The organism is Agrobacterium vitis (assembly GCF_037039395.1).
GTDB classification, from domain to species: domain Bacteria; phylum Pseudomonadota; class Alphaproteobacteria; order Rhizobiales; family Rhizobiaceae; genus Allorhizobium; species Allorhizobium vitis_E.
The window spans coordinates 2,219,559-2,237,895 of record NZ_CP146242.1 but is presented as its reverse complement, the minus strand read 5'-3'; the positions used below and the strand labels follow the sequence as shown (position 1 = coordinate 2,237,895).

General features: G+C 58.2%; 15 protein-coding genes. 11 read left to right on the top strand and 4 right to left on the bottom strand.

Translation table 11 applies throughout. The annotated features are described in order from the left end of the window. The first annotated feature begins 217 nt into the window (after window positions 1–217). From V6582_RS13015 to V6582_RS12995, 5 genes are read left to right on the top strand one after another with little or no spacing between them, the layout of a single operon-like run. Entirely contained in the window at window positions 218–859 is a 642-nt protein-coding gene (locus V6582_RS13015; RefSeq protein WP_156633843.1) for an amino acid ABC transporter permease, read from the top strand. After that, the gene (locus V6582_RS13010; RefSeq protein WP_156633845.1) at window positions 856–1,524 is read left to right on the top strand and encodes an amino acid ABC transporter permease; all 669 of its coding nucleotides are present in this window, start codon (window positions 856–858) and stop codon (window positions 1,522–1,524) included. Before V6582_RS13015 ends, V6582_RS13010 begins: the two co-directional genes overlap by 4 nt. Continuing rightward, window positions 1,521–2,312, top strand: coding sequence for an amino acid ABC transporter ATP-binding protein (locus V6582_RS13005; RefSeq protein ID WP_156633847.1), 792 nt, complete (start codon window positions 1,521–1,523; stop codon window positions 2,310–2,312). Before V6582_RS13010 ends, V6582_RS13005 begins: the two co-directional genes overlap by 4 nt. Next, entirely contained in the window at window positions 2,309–3,058 is a 750-nt protein-coding gene (gene hutC, locus V6582_RS13000; protein ID WP_156633849.1) for a histidine utilization repressor, read from the top strand. Before V6582_RS13005 ends, hutC begins: the two co-directional genes overlap by 4 nt. 33 nt (window positions 3,059–3,091) lie before the next feature. After that, window positions 3,092–4,453 (top strand): LLM class flavin-dependent oxidoreductase, encoded by a 1,362-nt coding sequence (locus tag V6582_RS12995; protein ID WP_156633851.1) that lies wholly within the window; start codon window positions 3,092–3,094, stop codon window positions 4,451–4,453. A 229-nt stretch (window positions 4,454–4,682) separates the two neighbouring features. On the opposite strand, the gene V6582_RS12990 is transcribed toward V6582_RS12995, so the two are convergent. Then, window positions 4,683–6,032: a formimidoylglutamate deiminase gene (locus tag V6582_RS12990; protein ID WP_156633853.1), complete on the bottom strand. Its 1,350-nt coding sequence runs from the start codon at window positions 6,030–6,032 to the stop codon at window positions 4,683–4,685. Window positions 6,033–6,157: 125 nt separating this feature from the next. Here V6582_RS12990 and hutI point away from each other — a divergent pair, with 125 nt between their 5' ends. The 6 genes from hutI to V6582_RS12960 all read left to right on the top strand — a co-directional run bounded on the left by hutI (window position 6,158) and on the right by V6582_RS12960 (window position 12,977). After that, on the top strand, window positions 6,158–7,378 hold the full coding sequence (gene hutI, locus V6582_RS12985) for an imidazolonepropionase (protein WP_156633855.1): 1,221 nt from the start codon (window positions 6,158–6,160) through the stop codon (window positions 7,376–7,378). A 15-nt stretch (window positions 7,379–7,393) separates the two neighbouring features. After that, a complete protein-coding gene (gene hutH / locus V6582_RS12980) occupies window positions 7,394–8,929 on the top strand; it encodes a histidine ammonia-lyase (protein WP_156633857.1) in 1,536 nt (511 codons plus the stop codon). 203 nt (window positions 8,930–9,132) lie between these two features. Then, window positions 9,133–9,945: an N-formylglutamate deformylase gene (gene hutG, locus V6582_RS12975; RefSeq protein ID WP_156633859.1), complete on the top strand. Its 813-nt coding sequence runs from the start codon at window positions 9,133–9,135 to the stop codon at window positions 9,943–9,945. Window positions 9,946–9,947: 2 nt separating this feature from the next. Further along, complete coding sequence (gene hutU, locus V6582_RS12970) at window positions 9,948–11,633, top strand: urocanate hydratase (protein WP_156633861.1); 1,686 nt, start codon at window positions 9,948–9,950, stop codon at window positions 11,631–11,633. Between the two features lies 1 nt (window position 11,634). Then, on the top strand, window positions 11,635–12,207 hold the full coding sequence (locus V6582_RS12965) for a HutD/Ves family protein (RefSeq protein ID WP_197434467.1): 573 nt from the start codon (window positions 11,635–11,637) through the stop codon (window positions 12,205–12,207). A 167-nt stretch (window positions 12,208–12,374) separates the two neighbouring features. Beyond that, a complete protein-coding gene (locus V6582_RS12960; RefSeq protein WP_197434468.1) occupies window positions 12,375–12,977 on the top strand; it encodes a TetR/AcrR family transcriptional regulator in 603 nt (200 codons plus the stop codon). Window positions 12,978–13,068: 91 nt separating this feature from the next. Here the strand turns inward: V6582_RS12960 and V6582_RS12955 are convergent, their stop codons facing one another. From V6582_RS12955 to V6582_RS12945, 3 genes are all read right to left on the bottom strand, one after another. Continuing rightward, window positions 13,069–14,550: an aldehyde dehydrogenase family protein gene (locus tag V6582_RS12955; RefSeq protein ID WP_156633867.1), complete on the bottom strand. Its 1,482-nt coding sequence runs from the start codon at window positions 14,548–14,550 to the stop codon at window positions 13,069–13,071. Between the two features lie 22 nt (window positions 14,551–14,572). Beyond that, entirely contained in the window at window positions 14,573–16,456 is a 1,884-nt protein-coding gene (locus V6582_RS12950; protein WP_197434469.1) for an FUSC family protein, read from the bottom strand. 181 nt (window positions 16,457–16,637) lie between these two features. Then, the gene (locus V6582_RS12945; protein ID WP_156633870.1) at window positions 16,638–17,897 is read right to left on the bottom strand and encodes an NAD(P)/FAD-dependent oxidoreductase; all 1,260 of its coding nucleotides are present in this window, start codon (window positions 17,895–17,897) and stop codon (window positions 16,638–16,640) included. Window positions 17,898–18,337: the final 440 nt, after the last annotated feature.

Genomic DNA, 18,337 nt, shown 5'->3' with positions numbered 1-18,337 from the left:
CCTTGCCAGGCATCTCCCCCTCAAGGGGGGGAGATCGACTCGCGGGAAGCGCCGATCTCCTCAGCCAGCATGATATTTTAACGGCTATATCGGTTTGAACTGATAATTTTTGTCTATCCAATCTCCCCCCTTGAGGGGGGAGATGTCCGGCAGGACAGAGGGGGTATCCCACCCGCTGCCATCTATTGTGGTCCGCCATGGCGGAGACCGGAGAGCCATGTCATTCAAACTCTTCTTCCTGCTGGTCAAGGCTGCTGGATGGACGCTGGGTATCAGCGTAATTTCGATTGCCATCGGCTTTTTGATTGCCATTGCCCTGTCCGGCGCCATGCTCTCCGGCAAGCGGCTCTATACAATGCCAACCAAGCTGTTCATCAGCTTCTTTCGCGGCGTGCCGCTGCTGGTGCAATTGCTGCTGATCTACAATCTTTTGCCGTTTATTGGCATCAATGTGCCAAGCGTGGTAGCGGCCATCATCGGCTTGTCGCTGTGCACCGCCGCCTATCAGGCCGAAAACCTGCGTGGCGGCTTTGAAAGTGTCCCCAAAGGCTTGGTGGAAGCTGCCGATATGGCTGGCTTCTCAGCGCGGCAGACGTTTTTACGCATCAAACTTCCCATTGCACTTCGTCTCACCTTCCCCGCTTTGGTCAATGAAGCGATCATGATCCTCAAATCCTCATCGCTGGTGTCCGTCGTCGGCATTGTCGAGTTGACCCGCATGGCGCAGGATCTGGCCGCCTCCACTTATCTGCCGCTGGAGCTGTTTTCGTCGGCAGCGCTGATTTATCTGATCATCTGCTGGAGCGTGGCGATGATCGCCCGCGTCACCGAGCGTAGCCTGCCGGGAGCGGTCAAATGATCTTCGATCCGAAAGTCATTGTTGATCATTTGCCGGAAATTTTCAGCGGTGCTGCCACCACCCTGTGGATCTGGGTGGTCGGCATGGTGCTGGGTATTGTCGTTGGCTTTCTCGTCGCAACAGGCCGTCGCTACGGCGGCAAGCTGCTGGATATCCCGCTGGGGTTGATGGTGGAAGTGCTGCGCGGCACACCGTTTCTGATCCAGATTTTTCTGGTCTATTATGGTGGTCCCTATGTCGGCCTGTCGCTGGACCCAATTCCCTGCGGCTTGATTGGCCTTACCGTCTATTCCGCCGCCTATTATTCCGAGATTTTCCGGGCGGGTTATGGCTCCGTTCCCCATGGCCATGTGGAAGCGGCAGAATGTCTGGGGTTGAGCAGGCTTCAAATTATCCGCCGCATTCTCCTACCGGAAATGGCGCTGATTGTGCTGCCGCCTTGCGTCAATCTCGCCATCATTCTCCTGAAGGAATCGGCCGTTTTGTCGATCATCACCGTTCCCGAACTCACCGCCACCGTCAGCGCCATTGGCTCTGCGCAATATGCCTTTCTGGAGGCGATTTTTGTGCTGGCTGTTATTTACTGGGTCATTGTGGAGGCCACCGCCTGGGCGGCCCGCAAGGCTGAATCCCGTTTGAGCAGATTGAGGTTTTCCGCGCCATGACGCTTCCCGCCATTTCCGTTTCCAAACTCGTCAAGCGCTTTGGCACCAACACTGTGTTGAATGACATCAATCTGGAAATCCCGGAAGGCAAGGTCTCCTGCCTGATTGGCCCCTCCGGCTCCGGCAAAAGTACGCTGCTCCGCTGCATGGCCTTTCTGGAAGAGGCCAGCGAGGGGATGATCACCGTCAGCGGCGAAGCGCTTGGTTATTTCGAAAAACCCGATGGTCAGCGCGAACGCCTGCCCGCCGCCCAAATCCGCGCCGTGCGCTCGAAAATCGGCATGGTGTTCCAGCAATTCAATCTCTGGCCGCATATGACCGCGCTTGGTAACGTCTCCGAAGCCTTAAAGACCGTACATAAAGTGCCAAAACGCGAGGCCGAAGACCGCGCCATGGCCCAGTTGAAAAAGGTGGGGCTTGAGAACCGTGCGGGTCACTATCCCTCGCAGCTTTCTGGCGGCCAACAACAGCGTGTGGCCATTGCCCGCGCCCTGGCCTTGCAGCCAAAGATCATGCTGTTTGATGAGCCGACCTCGGCGCTTGACCCGGAATTAACCGGCGAAGTGCTCAACGTCATGCGCGATCTGGCCACCGAGGGCATGACCATGGTGGTGGTGTCGCACGAAATCGGCTTTGCCGCCACGGTGGGCCAGCAGATCAGCTTTCTCGATCAGGGAAAATTGCTGTTTACCGGTGCGCCATCGGATGTTTTTGCCAAGCCACGCCATCCCCGATTGGAACAGTTCCTTGATACTTATCTGGATCGCGGCGCATCGATGCTGGCATGATGACAGACGACACCAACATACGCAGCAAATCGCTGCACCAGCGTATTCTGGATGATATTGAGAGCAATATTCTCTCAGGTCGTTGGCCGCCGGGCTATAAAATTCCGTCCGAGCAAGTGCTAACCGAGGAATATGCCTGCTCACGCATGACCGTCAACAAGGTGCTGACCCAGCTTGCCCGCGCAGGCCTTGTGCTGCGCAAGCGCAAGACCGGCAGCATCGTCATGCCGCAGAATTCGCAAAGCGCCATTCTGGAAATTTACGACATCCGCGATGAGGTCATCTCGTTAGAGAAAAATTACCATCACCGCATTCTATCGCGAACGATCCGCCCTCCAACCAAGACAGAGTGCGAAAACCTGTCCCTTGCACCGCGCCGCAAGCTGCTGACCCTCACCTGTCTGCATTATGCCGATGATAGTCCTTTCTGCCTTGAAGAGCGTATCATCAACCTGGGCGTGGTGCCGCAGGCAGCGGATGCTGATTTTGCCGATTTGGCCCCCGGTCCGTGGCTTTTGTCGCATATCCCATGGAATGCCGCCGAGCACCGCATTGCCGCCGAAGCCGCCAATGACGCAGCGGCAAAAACCTTGGATATTGCTGCCAACACCCCGGTTCTGGTGGTGGAGCGCCAGACATGGCGGTTGGATGAAACCGTCACGCAAGTGCGCCTGACCTATCCCGGTGCAAGCCACGCCGTTACCGCCCGTTTTACCCCATCGCAACGCCTTTCCACTCCTGCCTGATCCCCACAGCCTGACCAAAGAGAAGAGATCGCCATGGCCCGCACCGACACGCTGAAACTTGGAACCTTCGTCTACACTTTCGGTTTCAACCCGGCAGCGTGGCGACACCCGGATGCCGATGTGAATGGGGCCAACAAGATTGATCACCTGCTGAACGTGGCGAAAATCTCGGAAGCGGCGAAATTCGATTTCATGTTTCTGGCCGATTCCCCCGCAGCCGCCATTGGCGACGCCGATGCGCTGGCGCGCTCGCCCACCAAGATGAACAGGTTTGAGCCGCTGTCGCTGATCTCGGCGCTGTCGGTACTCACAGAGAAGCTCGGCTTTGTCGCCACCGCCTCCACCAGCTATTACGAGCCGTTTAACATTGCCCGCATTTTCGCCTCCATCGATCATTTAAGCGGTGGCCGTGCCTGCTGGAATGTTGTGACTTCGGACCACGACGAAACCGGCTACAATTTCGGCTTTGACGGCCTGCCGCCCCATGCGGAGCGCTATGAGCGCGGCTCGGAATTTGTCGATGTGGTGTTTGGCCTGTGGGACAGTTTTGAGCAAGATGCGCTGGTGCTCGACAAGGCAAACGGGCTTTATCACGATAAAAACAAGCTGCATACGCTCAACCACAAGGGCAAGCATTTTCAGGTGCGCGGCCCGCTCAACATTGCCGCCTCCCCGCAAGGCCGCCCGGTGATTGCGCAAGCTGGCGGCTCGGAAGCGGGCATGGAACTGGCCGCCCGCACCGCCGAAATCGTCTTCAGCCTTGCTTCCAATCTTGAGCGCAACAAGGCTTTTGCCGACAATATCAAAGGCCGCATGGCCAAATATGGCCGCTCCACCAACGATCTCAAGCTGATGCCCGGCTTGGTGGTCAATGTCGGAGAAACCAAAGCGGAAGCCCAAGCCAAGGTCGATTTCCTGATCGACAACCTTCACCCCGATGTGGGCCGCTGGATGCTGGGCGAATTTCTGGAGGCCGATCTTTCCGGCGTGGCACTCGATCAACCTTTCCCGCTGGAGCGCCTGCCCGCCGAGCCAAAAGGCTCGAAAGCCATGTTTGAATGGCTGCGCGACTTCATCATGGAAGGCCACACGGTTGGCGAATTGATCCGCTTTTATGCCGAAAAAAGCACCGGCAACGGCATCACCGGCACCCCCATCGAGATCGCCGATTTTATGGAAGAATGGTTCCAGGCCGGAGCCGCCGATGGCTTTATTCTGATGCTGCCAACCCTGCCCGCCAGCTTGAATGATTTTGTCCGGCTGGTGCTGCCAGAATTGCGCAGGCGCGGATTGTTCCGGGAAGAGTATGAGGGCAATACGCTGCGGGAGAATTTGGGGCTGTCGATGCCGGTTAATCGATATGCGGCGGGGCGGGATGGTGGGGACATCAAATAAACAACCTGAGCAAGGTCACCCCCTCATCCCCCTGCCGGGGCCTTCTCCCCGCTGGGGAGAAGAAAGCTGATCATTAACTTTGAATTCATACGAAATCGGCATCCACATAGACCATCTTTGGCGTCATGCAATGACATCTGCTCCACAACCTCTTCTCCCCATCGGGGAGAAGGTGGCGGCAGCCGGATGAGGGGGTGCGAAGCCAAATTGTTGGACGACAAGATCAATCTCAAAACGCCGCCATCAAATCCCGCATCACGCCCGCAAATCGCGCTGCAATCCGCTCCCGCGCATGATGCCGCCCGGCTTCCACCTGTTTGGCACCGCCCACCCAGACACAATCCACCCCAGCACCATTGGCAAAGACGAAACTGTCCAAAATCTGATCACCACTCAAACCAAGATCATACCGCGGCTTGAGGCTGACAACATCGGCAGGCCTACCCACCACCAAGCCAGTCTGCGCCATCAACGCCGCAGCCCCACCCGTCACGGCACCGTCAAACAAATATCGTCCCGTTGATCCACCGGGAACAGCCATGACGTTACGGGCGCGGTGGGCCAAACGTTGCGAATATTCCAGCTGGCGCAGCTCATCGGCAATGCCAATCAGGATGTTGGAATCAGAGCCGATGCCAAAGCGTCCACCATGCTCCAAAAACACCGAGGCGTTAAACGTGCCATCGCCCAGATTGGCCTCAGTGATCGGGCAAAGCCCGGCAATGGCACCGCTCTTTGCCATCCGCACCGTCTCGTCATCTGTCATATGGGTGGCATGGATCAGGCACCAGCGCGTGGTGAGATCAGCATTGTCCAACAACCATTGCACCGGGCGCTGGCCAGACCAGGCGATGCAATCCTCCACTTCCTTCACCTGTTCGGCCACATGAATATGGATTGGCCCATCGAATGAGAGCTGTTGCAGGGCTGATAATTCTTCCGGTGTTACCGCCCGCAGACTGTGGGGGGCAATGCCCGTGATGCTACCGGGTAGATTTGAGACCGCTTTTTTCGCCCCCTCCAACAGTTCTGCAAAACCATCGAGATCATTGATAAACCGTCGCTGGCCCTCATTGGGAGCCAGACCACCAAAGCCGGAATGGGCATAAAACACCGGAAGCAACGTGAGGCCAATTCCAGTCTCGCTGCTTGCGGCCACAATCCGCTCCGCCATCTCGGCGCGGTTGGCGTAAGCACTGCCATCGCGGTCGTGGTGGAGATAGTGAAACTCGCCCACTCGACCAAATCCGGCCTCCAGCATTTCCACATACAGCTGGGCGGCAATGGCCTGCATCTGCTCCGGACTCATGGTCAGCGCAAAGCGATACATCACCGTGCGCCAGCTCCAGAAACTATCACTGTCCGGCCCGCGCAGCTCCGCCAAACCCGCCATGCCGCGCTGAAAGGCGTGGCTGTGCAAATTGGCCATTGTGGGCAGCAACACCTCGTGCCGCTCATCGCCCGCTTGCGCCTCAACACCCTGCTCAATGGATGAAATGGCGCGGCCCGTCAGCGTCAGCCGCACATCCTTGGCCCAGCCATCCGGCAGCAGCGCCTGTTTTGCGTGGAGTGTCGTCATGGCTTTCCCCTCTCATTTTCTGGCTTGCGCCTTTTCAGTCTTGCGCATGGGCCCATTAAGTATATACATAATAGGAAAATCGATCAGGCGCAATGCAGCCTGAGCCGCAATAACAAGGGATCAGCATGACAAATCGGGATCGCATTTTCACCAATGCGCGGTTGGCAACGCTCAATCCGCAACGCGAGGGCCTCGGCATTATCGAAGATGCCGCGCTGATGGTGCGCCATGGGCAGATTGCCTACGCTGGCCCGATGGCAGAGCTGCCGATTAGCCTGCTGAATGCCGCCGAGGTTACTGATTGCGAGGGGCGCTGGATCACCCCCGGTCTGGTGGATTGCCACACCCATCTGGTGCATGCCGGCAACCGCGCCAATGAATTTGAAATGCGGCTGGCAGGTGCCAGCTATGAAGAAATTGCCCGGGCGGGGGGCGGCATTGTCTCATCCGTATCCAAGGTACGGGCGGCGAGTGAGGCGGATTTGCTGCGCGAAACGCTGCCGCGTCTGGATGCCCTGATCGCGGAAGGCGTCACCACCGTTGAGGTCAAATCCGGTTATGGATTGACGGTGGAAGATGAGTTGAAAATGCTGCGGGCAGCAAAAAAACTCAGCAGCGAGCGCGCCATATCCGTTACCACAACCTATCTCGGTGCCCATGCCACGCCCGCAGACTATAAGGGCCGCAATGGTGATTTTATCCGCGATGTTGTGCTTCCCGGTTTGACGGCAGCCCATGCGGAACAGCTTGTTGATGCCGTGGATGGGTTTTGCGAGGGCATTGCCTTTTCACCCGCCGAAATGCGCGTGGTGTTTGATGCGGCCCAAGCGCTGGGCCTGCCCGTTAAACTCCATGCCGATCAGCTTTCCAATCTGTCTGGCGCAGCCCTTGCTGCTGAATGTGGCGCACTGTCTGCCGATCATCTGGAATATACCGATGCGGCGGGCGCTGATGCCATGGCCAAGGCTAGCACCGTGGCGGTGCTGCTGCCGGGTGCCTTCTATTTTATCCGCGAGACGAAAAAGCCGCCTGTCGATCTCTTCCGCCAGCATGGCACCAAAATGGCGCTGGCCACCGACAACAACCCCGGCACATCGCCGCTGACCTCGCTGCTGCTGACGATGAACATGGGGGCAACCCTGTTTGGCATGACGGTGGAGGAGTGCATTGCCGGCGTAACCCGCGAGGCCGCCCGCGCGCTGGGTCGGCTGGATGAGATTGGCACGCTGGAGGCCGGAAAATCGGCTGATCTCGCCATCTGGGACATTTCTGAACTGTCTGAGCTTGTCTACCGCATGGGCTTTAACCCGCTGCACCAGCGGGTGTGGCGCGGCGATAATGCATAACAACAAGGGGCCACTATGACCATTACCCTTTACCCCGGCTCTGTGCCGCTGGCCGATCTGGCGAAAATCTATTGGCATGGTGAGCCTGCCGTTCTGGATCGCAGCTTTGATGCGGGCATTGAACGCGCCGCCGCCCGCATTGCCGCCATTGCTGCGGGCAATGAACCGGTGTACGGCGTCAACACCGGCTTTGGCAAACTGGCTTCCATCAAGATTGATGCGGCAGATACCGCCACGCTTCAACGTAATCTCATTCTGTCGCACTGCTGCGGCGTCGGTGCGCCGCTGGCTGAGAATATTGTGCGGCTGATCCTGTCGTTGAAACTGATTTCGCTGGGCCGTGGCGCTTCCGGCGTGCGGCTGGAACTGGTACGGTTGATTGAAGCCATGCTGGAAAAAGGTGTTATTCCGCTGATCCCGGAAAAGGGGTCTGTGGGAGCATCCGGCGATCTTGCCCCGCTGGCCCATATGGCGGCGGTGATGATGGGCGAGGCAGAAGCCTTCTATCAGGGCGAAAAACTGCCGGGCAAACTTGCGCTGGAACGCGCTGGCCTTACCCCGGTTATTTTGGCCGCCAAGGAAGGGCTGGCGCTGATCAATGGCACGCAGGCCTCCACCGCTCTGGCCTTGGCTGGCCTTTTCCGCGCCCATCGCGCAGCGCAAGCAGCATTGATTACCGGGGCGATGTCTACCGATGCGGCCATGGGTTCCTCGGCACCGTTTACAGCCGATATTCACACACTGCGCGGCCACAAGGGTCAGATTGATACCGCTGCAAGCTTACGCGCCTTGTTGGACGGCTCGGTGATCCGCCAAAGCCATCTGGATGGCGATGAGCGCGTGCAAGACCCCTATTGCATCCGCTGCCAGCCGCAGGTGGATGGAGCCTGCCTTGATCTGCTGCGGATGACGGCCCACACCTTGGAAATCGAGGCCAATGCGGTGACGGATAATCCGCTGGTGCTCTCCGATGACACCGTGGTTTCCGGCGGCAATTTCCACGCCGAGCCGGTGGCCTTTGCAGCCGACCAGATTGCCATTGCCGTGTGCGAAATAGGTGCCATTGCCCAGCGGCGTATTGCGCTTTTGGTGGACCCGGCCCTGTCCTACGGCTTGCCAGCGTTTTTGGCCAAGAAGCCGGGCCTCAATTCCGGCCTAATGATTGCCGAAGTCACCTCTGCTGCCTTGATGAGTGAAAACAAACAGATGGCCCATCCGGCATCAGTCGATTCAACACCAACGTCTGCCAATCAGGAAGACCATGTCTCCATGGCCTGCCACGGTGCGCGGCGTCTGCTGCAGATGACCGAAAATCTGTTTGCCATCATTGGCATCGAGGCTTTGACCGCCGCTCAAGGCGTGGAGTTTCGCGCACCCCTCACCACCAGCCCCGAGTTGCAAAAGGCCATTGATACCCTGCGGGCCGTTGTGTCGACGCTGGAGGAAGATCGGTTTATGGCACCGGATTTGGCGGCGGCCAGCGCTCTGGTGGCCGATGGCGCTTTGGTGGGCAGCGTATCCGCTGGGATTTTGCCGGGGTTGGAGGGGTGAGAACAATGGGCGTTTTTATGTGGGGCCTACCCCCCTCTGGTCTGCCGACCATCTCCCCCTCAAGGGGGGAGATGAGCAAGAGGCGATGCCCAGTTCAATTCTTTATCCAAACACTTTTCAACGAGTCGATCTCCCTCCTTGTGGGAGAGATGTCCGGCAGGACAGAGGGGGGTAACTCCAGCCGCCAAGGGAGATCATTTTAAATGTCCAACATTTTCGAAGTCACCCAAGGCACCTCACCCGTCATCCTCGCCTTCCCACACACGGGAACGGATATACCACCTGCCATCTGGGACCGCCTCAACGACAACGGCAAACTGCTGGCCGATACCGATTGGCACATCCACAATCTGTACAAAGACCTGTTGCCAAACGTCACCACCGTTCGTGCCACCTTCCATCGCTATGTCATTGATGCCAATCGTGACCCGGCGGGGGTGAGCCTCTATCCGGGGCAAAACACCACGGGGCTTATTCCGGACACGGATTTTGACGGACAATCGATCTGGATTGATGGGCAGGCTCCCACGGAAGGGGATATTGCGCAGCGTCTGGCAGCCTTTCACGCGCCCTATCACGCAGCCCTTTTGGCCGAGATCGAGCGCGTCAAAGCCATCCATGGTGTTGTGCTGCTCTATGACTGCCACTCGATCCGCGCCAACATCCCCTTTCTGTTTGAAGGCCGCTTGCCGGATTTCAACATCGGCACCGACATGGGCCGCACCTGTAATCCAGCGATTGAAGCGGCCGCGGTTGAGATTGCAGCGTCAGCGGAGGGTTACACCTCCATCCTCAACGGCCGCTTCAAAGGCGGCTGGACCACGCGCCATTATGGCAAGCCAGACGCCGGCATCCACGCCATTCAGATGGAGCTGGCGCAGGCCTCACACCTTGCCAGTGAAGCACCGCCCTTTGCCTATGATGCGGAAAAGGCAGGCCGTTTACGCGTGCATCTCAAAGCCATTCTGGAGCGGCTCGAACAGATCGCGTTTCAGCTCAAAATCAAGGGGGAATGATCATGACCAACCCACGCCACAATATCCGCGATGTGCGGGCCGCAACCGGCACGGAACTGTCCGCCAAGAGCTGGATGACCGAAGCCCCCTTGCGCATGTTGATGAACAATCTCGACCCCGACGTGGCCGAGCGTCCGCATGAGCTGGTGGTTTATGGCGGCATTGGCCGCGCCGCCCGCACCTGGGAGGATTTTGACCGCATCGTTGCCACGCTGAAAACCCTGACCGAAGAAGAGACCCTGATTGTGCAATCGGGCAAGCCCGTCGGCGTGTTCAAAACCCATAAAGACGCCCCACGGGTGCTGATTGCCAATTCCAATCTCGTACCTCATTGGGCCACATGGGATCATTTCAACGAGCTGGATAAGAAGGGTCTGGCCATGTATGGCCAGATGACCGCAGGCTCGTGGATCTACATTGGCACGCAAGGGATTGTGCAGGGCACCTATGAAACCTTCGTGGAAGCGGGTCGCCAGCACTATAATGGCAATCTCAAAGGTAAGTGGATACTAACAGGCGGCCTCGGCGGCATGGGTGGCGCACAGCCGCTGGCAGCCGTTATGGCCGGTGCCTGCTGCCTTGCGGTGGAATGCGATGAAACCCGTGTCGATTTTCGCCTGCGCACCCGCTATGTCGATGCCAAGGCCCACACGCTGGATGAAGCGCTGGCCTTGATTGACCAATGGACAAAGGCAGGAGAAGCCAAATCCGTGGGCCTGATTGGCAATGCCGCCGATATTTTCCCGGAACTGGTGAAGCGCGCAAAAGCAGGCGGGGCGCGTCCTGACATTGTCACCGACCAGACCTCGGCCCATGACCCGATCAATGGCTATCTGCCCTCCGGCTGGACGGTGGCCGAATGGCGTGCCAAGCAGGAGAGCGATCCAAAGGCGGTGGAGCGTGCCGCCCGTGCGTCGATGAAAGTGCATGTCGCCGCCATGGTGGATTTCTGGAACATGGGCGTGCCGACGTTGGATTACGGCAACAATATTCGCCAAGTCGCCAAGGAAGAAGGGCTGGAAAATGCCTTTGCCTTCCCCGGCTTTGTGCCTGCCTATATCCGTCCGCTGTTTTGCCGGGGCATTGGTCCGTTCCGCTGGGCTGCCCTGTCTGGCGATCCAGAGGATATTTACAAGACCGATGCAAAGGTGAAGGAATTGTTGCCCGACAACAAGCACCTGCACAATTGGCTGGATATGGCCCGCGAACGCATTGCCTTTCAGGGCCTGCCCGCCCGCATCTGCTGGGTAGGTCTGGGCGATCGCCACAAACTGGGTCTGGCCTTCAACGAAATGGTGCGCAGTGGCGAGCTGAAAGCGCCCGTGGTGATTGGCCGTGACCACCTGGATTCTGGCTCGGTCGCCTCGCCCAACCGCGAAACCGAAGCGATGAAAGATGGCTCGGATGCGGTGTCTGACTGGCCGCTCTTGAACGCGCTGCTCAACTGCGCCTCCGGTGCAACATGGGTGTCGCTGCACCATGGCGGCGGGGTTGGCATGGGCTTTAGCCAGCATTCGGGCATGGTGATCTGCGCCGATGGCACCGATGATGCAGCACGGCGCTTGGAGCGGGTGTTGTGGAACGATCCGGCCACCGGCGTCATGCGCCATGCCGATGCGGGCTATGACATTGCGCTGGATTGCGCCAAGGAAAAAGGCCTGCGCCTGCCCGGCATTCTGGGCAATTGAGATGCAGATCCTGCGCCGGGAAGATTATCGCCGCATGCCCTGGAAGAACGGCCAGGGCATGACAGAGGAAATCCTGATTTCTCCTGCCGATAGCGGCCTTGAGGATTTCGATTACCGACTATCCATTGCCCATGTCGGCGCGGACGGCCCTTTCTCGACCTTTCCCGGTGTGGATCGCAGTATCGCATTGTTGGAAGGCGACGGCATGGTTTTGTCGCTACCGGATGGCCAAAGCGTGACACTCAAACAGCACAGTGACCCCCTCGCCTTTTCCGGCGATTGGGCCGTCTCCAGCCGCAATCTTGACGGAGAAACCATCGATCTCAATATCATGACCCGGCGCGGCCGCTTTCGCCACAGCATGCAAAGGGGCAATCTGGAAGTGCCAGGCGGCCAGGTGCCTACGACCACAATATTAGCCATTTTCAACGGTGATGCCACTGTCATTACCAATGGACAAAGCATTTCCCTGCGTCGCTTCGATACGCTGGTGTTTTCGCCAGGAGATCCATTGGACCTGACAATCACGGCGCGGTGCGATCTCCTCACCGTGACGCTGGACGCGGAGCATTAAATCTGAAGAAGATTGTTCTTTCTGCGACATGGAACCTTAACCTGACTGGAATTTTAGGATAGTTCTGGTGGAGAACGAAAACTTGAAGCCTTGAGGCATCAGGGATAACGATGATCCTCAATGCGTGGATGCATCTGCATCTTCGATGTATTCCGACCAGAGAACCAATGCGGACAAAAAGCGAGACGAAACGACGCCAGATCCTGACGATTGCCGGAGAGCTGTTCCGGGAACACGGATTTGGAGCCGTCAATATGGCGCAGATCGCGGCCTCGGTCGGCGGATCGAAATCGACCCTTTACAATCACTTCCCCTCCAAGGAGGCCTTGTTCGAAGCCTATATGATTGAAGCGGGGCGCGAACGCTTTGCAGCTTTGGCCGATAGCGATCAGGCTGGCGACAATGTGGAGAAATCGCTGACGGCCTATGCGCGCGCCTACCTGCGGCTGCTGCTTTCGCCGGAGGTTCTGGCCATCAACCGGCTGGTGATTGCCGAAGCGCCACGTTTTCAGGAACTTGGCAGGATCTTCTATCAGAATGGACCCCGGGCCACGCTGGACCAGATCGAAAAAAAGCTGGAACATCTGGTCGACCGCCAGGCGCTTTCCATCCCGGATATCGCAATGGCGGCCTTACAGTTCAAGGCAGTGGCCGAGGCGGGTATTTATGAACACTGCCTCTGGGGCCTGATTGATCGTCCCAATGACGCTCAGATCGAGACCGCAGCGAAAAATGCATCCACCACCATCATGACGCTCTATAGCCGCTGAACTATCGGTCCAGAGCTCTCAAAGACAGCATCATGCGTTTTATAAAACGCATGATGCTGTCGTGTCAGTGCGACAAACGAAACGCCTGCGGTCAGAAGGGGTATTGCAGGGGAATGCTTTGGGTGGTGATCAGGTGATCGCAGGTGAATTCTGCAATGACCCAATCGCTGTTGAACCGTCCGATACCGCTATTCTTTTCACCGCCGAACATCGCGTTGGGGCTATCGGCAACGGAAATATCGTTGATATGGGTCATGCCGGCATGGATGCGCTTGGCAAACCGCAGGCCACGCCCCTCATCCCGTGTGAAAACGGCGCTGGAAAGCCCGAATTCGGTCTGGTTGGCCAGTTTCAAGGCGTCCTCCTCACCATGAGCCTTGATGATCGGAACGACGGGGCCAAACAGTTCAGTCTGGGCCAGCGTCGAATTGTTATCGACATCAATAAACACATGCGGCGGCAGGACCTGGCCTTGCGGTTCACCACCCAACGCCAGATGAATGCCGGAGGCCTTGGCTTCTTCGATTTTTGCCAGGATACCATCAAGCTGGCGCTTACTGATGATCGGGCCGATATTGGTGCCGATGAGACTGGGATCGCCATAGGTAAGCTTTGAGACGCGCTCAATGAAGCGAGTGACAAACTCGTCATAGATCGAAGCATCAACGATGATCCGGTTGGTGCTCATGCAAATCTGGCCCTGATGCAGGAAACGGCCAAAAAGCGCACCGCGAACGGCCAGATCGAGATCTGCATCGTCAAGCACGACGCAAGGCGCATTGCCGCCCAGTTCAAGTCCGACCCGCTTCAGGGTTGAGCCCTGCATGGCGAGTTGTCCGATATGACGACCGACGCGCGCCGATCCAGTAAAGGAAATGAATTTCGGCACGGGATGCAGCGTGAACATGTCGCCGATCACCCCGGCAAGGCCGACCACCACATTCAAAAGACCACCCGGCAGGCCAGCCTCTTCGTAAATCTTGGCAATCATCAGCCCGCCGCTGATCGGGGTTTCTTCCGCTGGCTTGACAACCACCGCATTGCCGAGCGCCAGCGCCGGCGCAATCGAACGATGGGACAGATGCATTGGCATGTTCCACGGGCTGATCACCCCGATGACCCCGAGAGGAGCGCGATGCACCCGCACATCCTTGCCCGGCACTTCGCTGGGGATAATTCGGCCCTGGACGCGCGACGGCATGCCGGACACCTCCAGCATCATATCGCGCACCGAGGCCCATTCAATCTCGGCCTTGATGCGCGTGCTGCCGGATTCGGCGATGATCATATCGACGATTTCAGCATGCCGTTGATCGACGATCTGTGCCGCCCGCAGAAAAACATCACGCTTTTCGCTGGCGGGCCTTTCCGCCCAATCGCGCTGCGCCGCTTCGGCGGCCAGATAGGCCGCATCGAGATCCTCCACCGAGGCCAGCGTGATTTCGGCAATTCGTTCCCCGGAATAGGGATTGTTGACATTAAGGACATCACCTGTTGCGCCAGGACGCCAGGTGCCGCCAATATACTGGCCGCTGTAAGCGCCATAAGATCCCGACCGGTTGATCGCGTTCATTGCTTTTCTCCACAATTGAAATTCAGAGGGATGTGAGGGGAACCAGGATCGGATCCCGTTTCAGGAGGGTCGAGAAGACCGAATGGTGGTGCTCCCAGTTTTCAGGAGCCGCCTTCAGTGCCTCGAGTGCAAAATCGACATAGCGCCTGTCGAGCGGGGCGATGTCATCACGCTCACGCCGTTCCAGAAGACGGCCCAGCATGGTCACAAGGCAGAGAAGCAGAAACACGTCCCGGCTGGTTTCCGAAGGCTTAACGAGCCGCAGACTGCCCATGCGCAGGATGCGCTGGATCATTCTGTAGCGCCGTTGCAGCACCTGTTCATGGCTTGCAAGCCGGGCCGTCACCTCAAGATCCTCTGTCAGACGGTTGCGTAGCACTGTCAGCACCAGGCGATGATTGACCGGGAAGACAAAACGAAAGGCGAGTGCCGCAGCAGCCACGCCCGCCACCATTGCCAAGGTCTGCTCCATCGAAAGCCAAGGCGATACCGCCACCGGAAAAACCGGCTGGGCGGCGAGCAGAAAGGACATATTACCGTCGATGGCCGCTTTGGCGGTTTTCGGACGCGACATCGCATAGGCGCCCACCGCCAGGAAAGGCGCCACCATCAACAGCATGTCCAGCGAGTTTTCCGCATGTGGCAGCAGAAAAATCCGCGAAAGCAAGCCAAGCGTTGCGCCGCATAGCGTCCCCTTCAATGCCTCACCAACCGCGAGCTGAGGGGCTTCATGGCTTGAAAACAGCGTGACGAACACGGCAGCCGTCATCAGCATGACCGGGCCCAGCGACCAGCCGGTCAGCTTCCAGACCAGCGCCACAGCGCTCAGCGCAAGAAACGTCCGGCAAAAGGCAATCACAGCCCCCCTGGTGTCCGATATGCGCAGAGCATTGAGAGCGAGGAGGTGTTTGACAGGCTGGACAGCGGAAAGCTCACCCAGATAACCGATGGCAGCGGTCACGGCGGCCGACAATTGCGGCGCATGCTCGTCGATTGCCGCGACAGCGGTATGGGCCGCCTCGATATCGCCACGTCCCAGCGCCAGATCGACTGAGGCCAACGCTTCAGCGGTCTTTTCCGCCCTCATCCGTGGCACCTCGAGCTGGCAGGCGGTCATCGCTTCGGTGACCATAATGGTCGAGGCGGCGGCAATGTGACGGGCAAATCGGGCGCGCTGATGCCCTGTGAGCGAGCCCGCGGCCAATGTATCGAGATCGGTATCCATCTGGACGACCGCCGAGAAGAACTGTTGCACGGGTTCACCCACGGTCTGCCCCATGGCCTCTCCACGGGTTTTCAGCAAGACCGACGAAAGCGACAGAGCCTGACGTAGAAGCGCGAGCGAGCGGGTATGAACCATGTCCTTGGCCGATCCCGGCGCGAAAAGCACCGTGGCGACAAGCGAAGCCACCACGCCGATCAGGGTACAGGCGATCCGCGACCAGGCAAGTTCATGGCCAAGCTGGGGCTCGATCAGCCCCGACATGGTGACGACGGCTGCGGTATAGCCAGCCAGCAAAAGCCCATAGGAGCGGAAATGACGAAAGAACGATCCAGCCGCCGCGCAAAGCGCAACCCAGCAAATCAGCACTGAGAGCAACAGACCGGGCGCCGCACTCAATTGCCAGAGCACGAGAAAACCGACGAGGGCCCCGATAATGGTACCGACCAGCCGCGCCAATCCCCGCTCGACCACCAGGCCACGGGTGGGTTGGGCGACCAGCCACACGGTCATTGCGGCCCAGTAGGGATGGTGAATTTGCAGCACGGTGGCCAGCGCCAAGGCAAGAATAGCGGCAATGGTGGTGCGCAAGGCAAAGCTGACGCTGGGGCCTTTTAAGAAAACAAATCGACGCCGCCACCGGTTCGCATCGCCACTGATTGTCTTTTTTGTCGCTGAGGACATTCGGTCGGTTCTCTTCAAAGGCGGCAGCGCCGGGGTTCCGGTATCGGATTGGTGTCTGATATGAAGGGCCATTGAAAATGGCCCCCTTATTGATGCTTGTCAGTCAAGGATGCGTGAGGATCTTTGAGACTTGGTAAAGGTGGCGAAGGCCCGCGACCGGCCAGCCACGGGATTGCCCGGTTCAGTCATTCTTCAGCGTTTCTTTCTGGGTAATCAGGCGCGCGCTTTGCAGGCCGGTGAGGTAAATCCATAGCCAGCTCCAGGCGACGGCGAAGCGCGATCTCGTGCCGATTAGGAAGTAGATGTGCGCGATGCCCCAGATCCACCAGGCAAGGCTGCCTTTCAGCTTGAACCTGCCATATTCGATAATCGCGGCGCGCCTGCCGATCGTGGCGAGATTGCCCTGATGACGATAGCGAAAGGGTGCCGGCGCCGGTTTGCCGGAAAGGCGTCGGTTGATCACCTGCGCCACATATTTTCCCTGCTGCTTTGCCGCTGGCGCCAGCCCCGGAACGGGCTTTCCATCCGCCTGTGACACGCAGGCCGTATCACCGATCACGAAGATATCCGGGTCATCAGGCAAAGTCAGGTCAGGCCGGACGATGACACGGCCAGCGCGATCCGCGTCGACGCCGAGCCAGCGCGCCGCACCGGACGCCTGCACACCGGCGGCCCAGACGATAGTCCGGCAGCCAATCCTGTTCTCATGGATCACGATGCCGCCAGTGTCGCATTCGGTCACTGGACTGTTCAGCAGCACCTCGACGCCCAACCGCTCAAGAGCGGCTGCGGCATAGGCAGAAAGCTGCGGACTGAAGGCTGACAGCACACGCGGACCGCCCTCTACCAAAAGGATGCGGGCTTGCCGGGTATCGATCCGGCGAAATTCCCGAGGCAAGGTCTTGTGAGCGAGCTCGGCGATCATTCCAGCCAGTTCGACACCGGTCGGACCGGCTCCGATCACAGAAAAGGTCAACAAAGCCTTGCGCAGCTCCGGGTCCGTCTCCAGTTCCGCCTGCTCGAAGGCAATCAGCATCCGGCGACGGATTGTCGTCGCATCTTCCAGCGTCTTCAGGCCGGGAGCGAAGTCTTCCCACTCGTCCTTACCGAAATAGGCATGGCGGGAGCCGGTGGCCAATATCAGCCGGTCATAGGGCACGGGTTCGCCCCGCTTGAGCAGAACCTGCCGCGCGGCGCGGTCGATACCGATGACGTCGTCCAGCAATGTGGTAACTTCCGGACGATCACGGAACAGATGCCGGATCGGCCAGGCGATTTCCGAGGTCGCCAGAACGGTGGTCGCAACCTGATAGAGCAGCGGCTGAAACAGGTGATGATTGCGCCGATCAATCAGCGTGATTGAAACATCCCGACGCTGAAGATCGTGGATGGCCTGCAAACCGGCAAAACCGGCACCAACGACAACAATTTTATGAGACATCTCACTTGACCGCATCAACGACGCGCGCTTCGGGAGGATGCGCAACAACGCCGCCAGTTTCTATTGTTATTTCGATATCCATCATATTTCCAGCAACGCCCCCAGACAAACTGTCATCGTCACTGCGAAACAGAGAATACAATCATAGTCCGACAGTTCATTACAGCGCCGTGCGTTTTATAACCGCACAAAGGACACTGTAACACTTTAAATCTCCTGCATAATTTTCTCCTTAAATCGAAACCGATTTGACGAATTATGCAGTCGACCAATATCGTAGCGCTTTGTAAACCTGGGATAATTGCCTCTAACCAGACAAGTTAAAGGGAGCTTAGCCGCCTGGACGTGCCGGCAATTCTCACTGCCGGCACCAAACAACGCATACGAACCATCATCGAAGATGACCTTTCGTCTTCCTTTTAAAAGGCTGGGATGCCTGA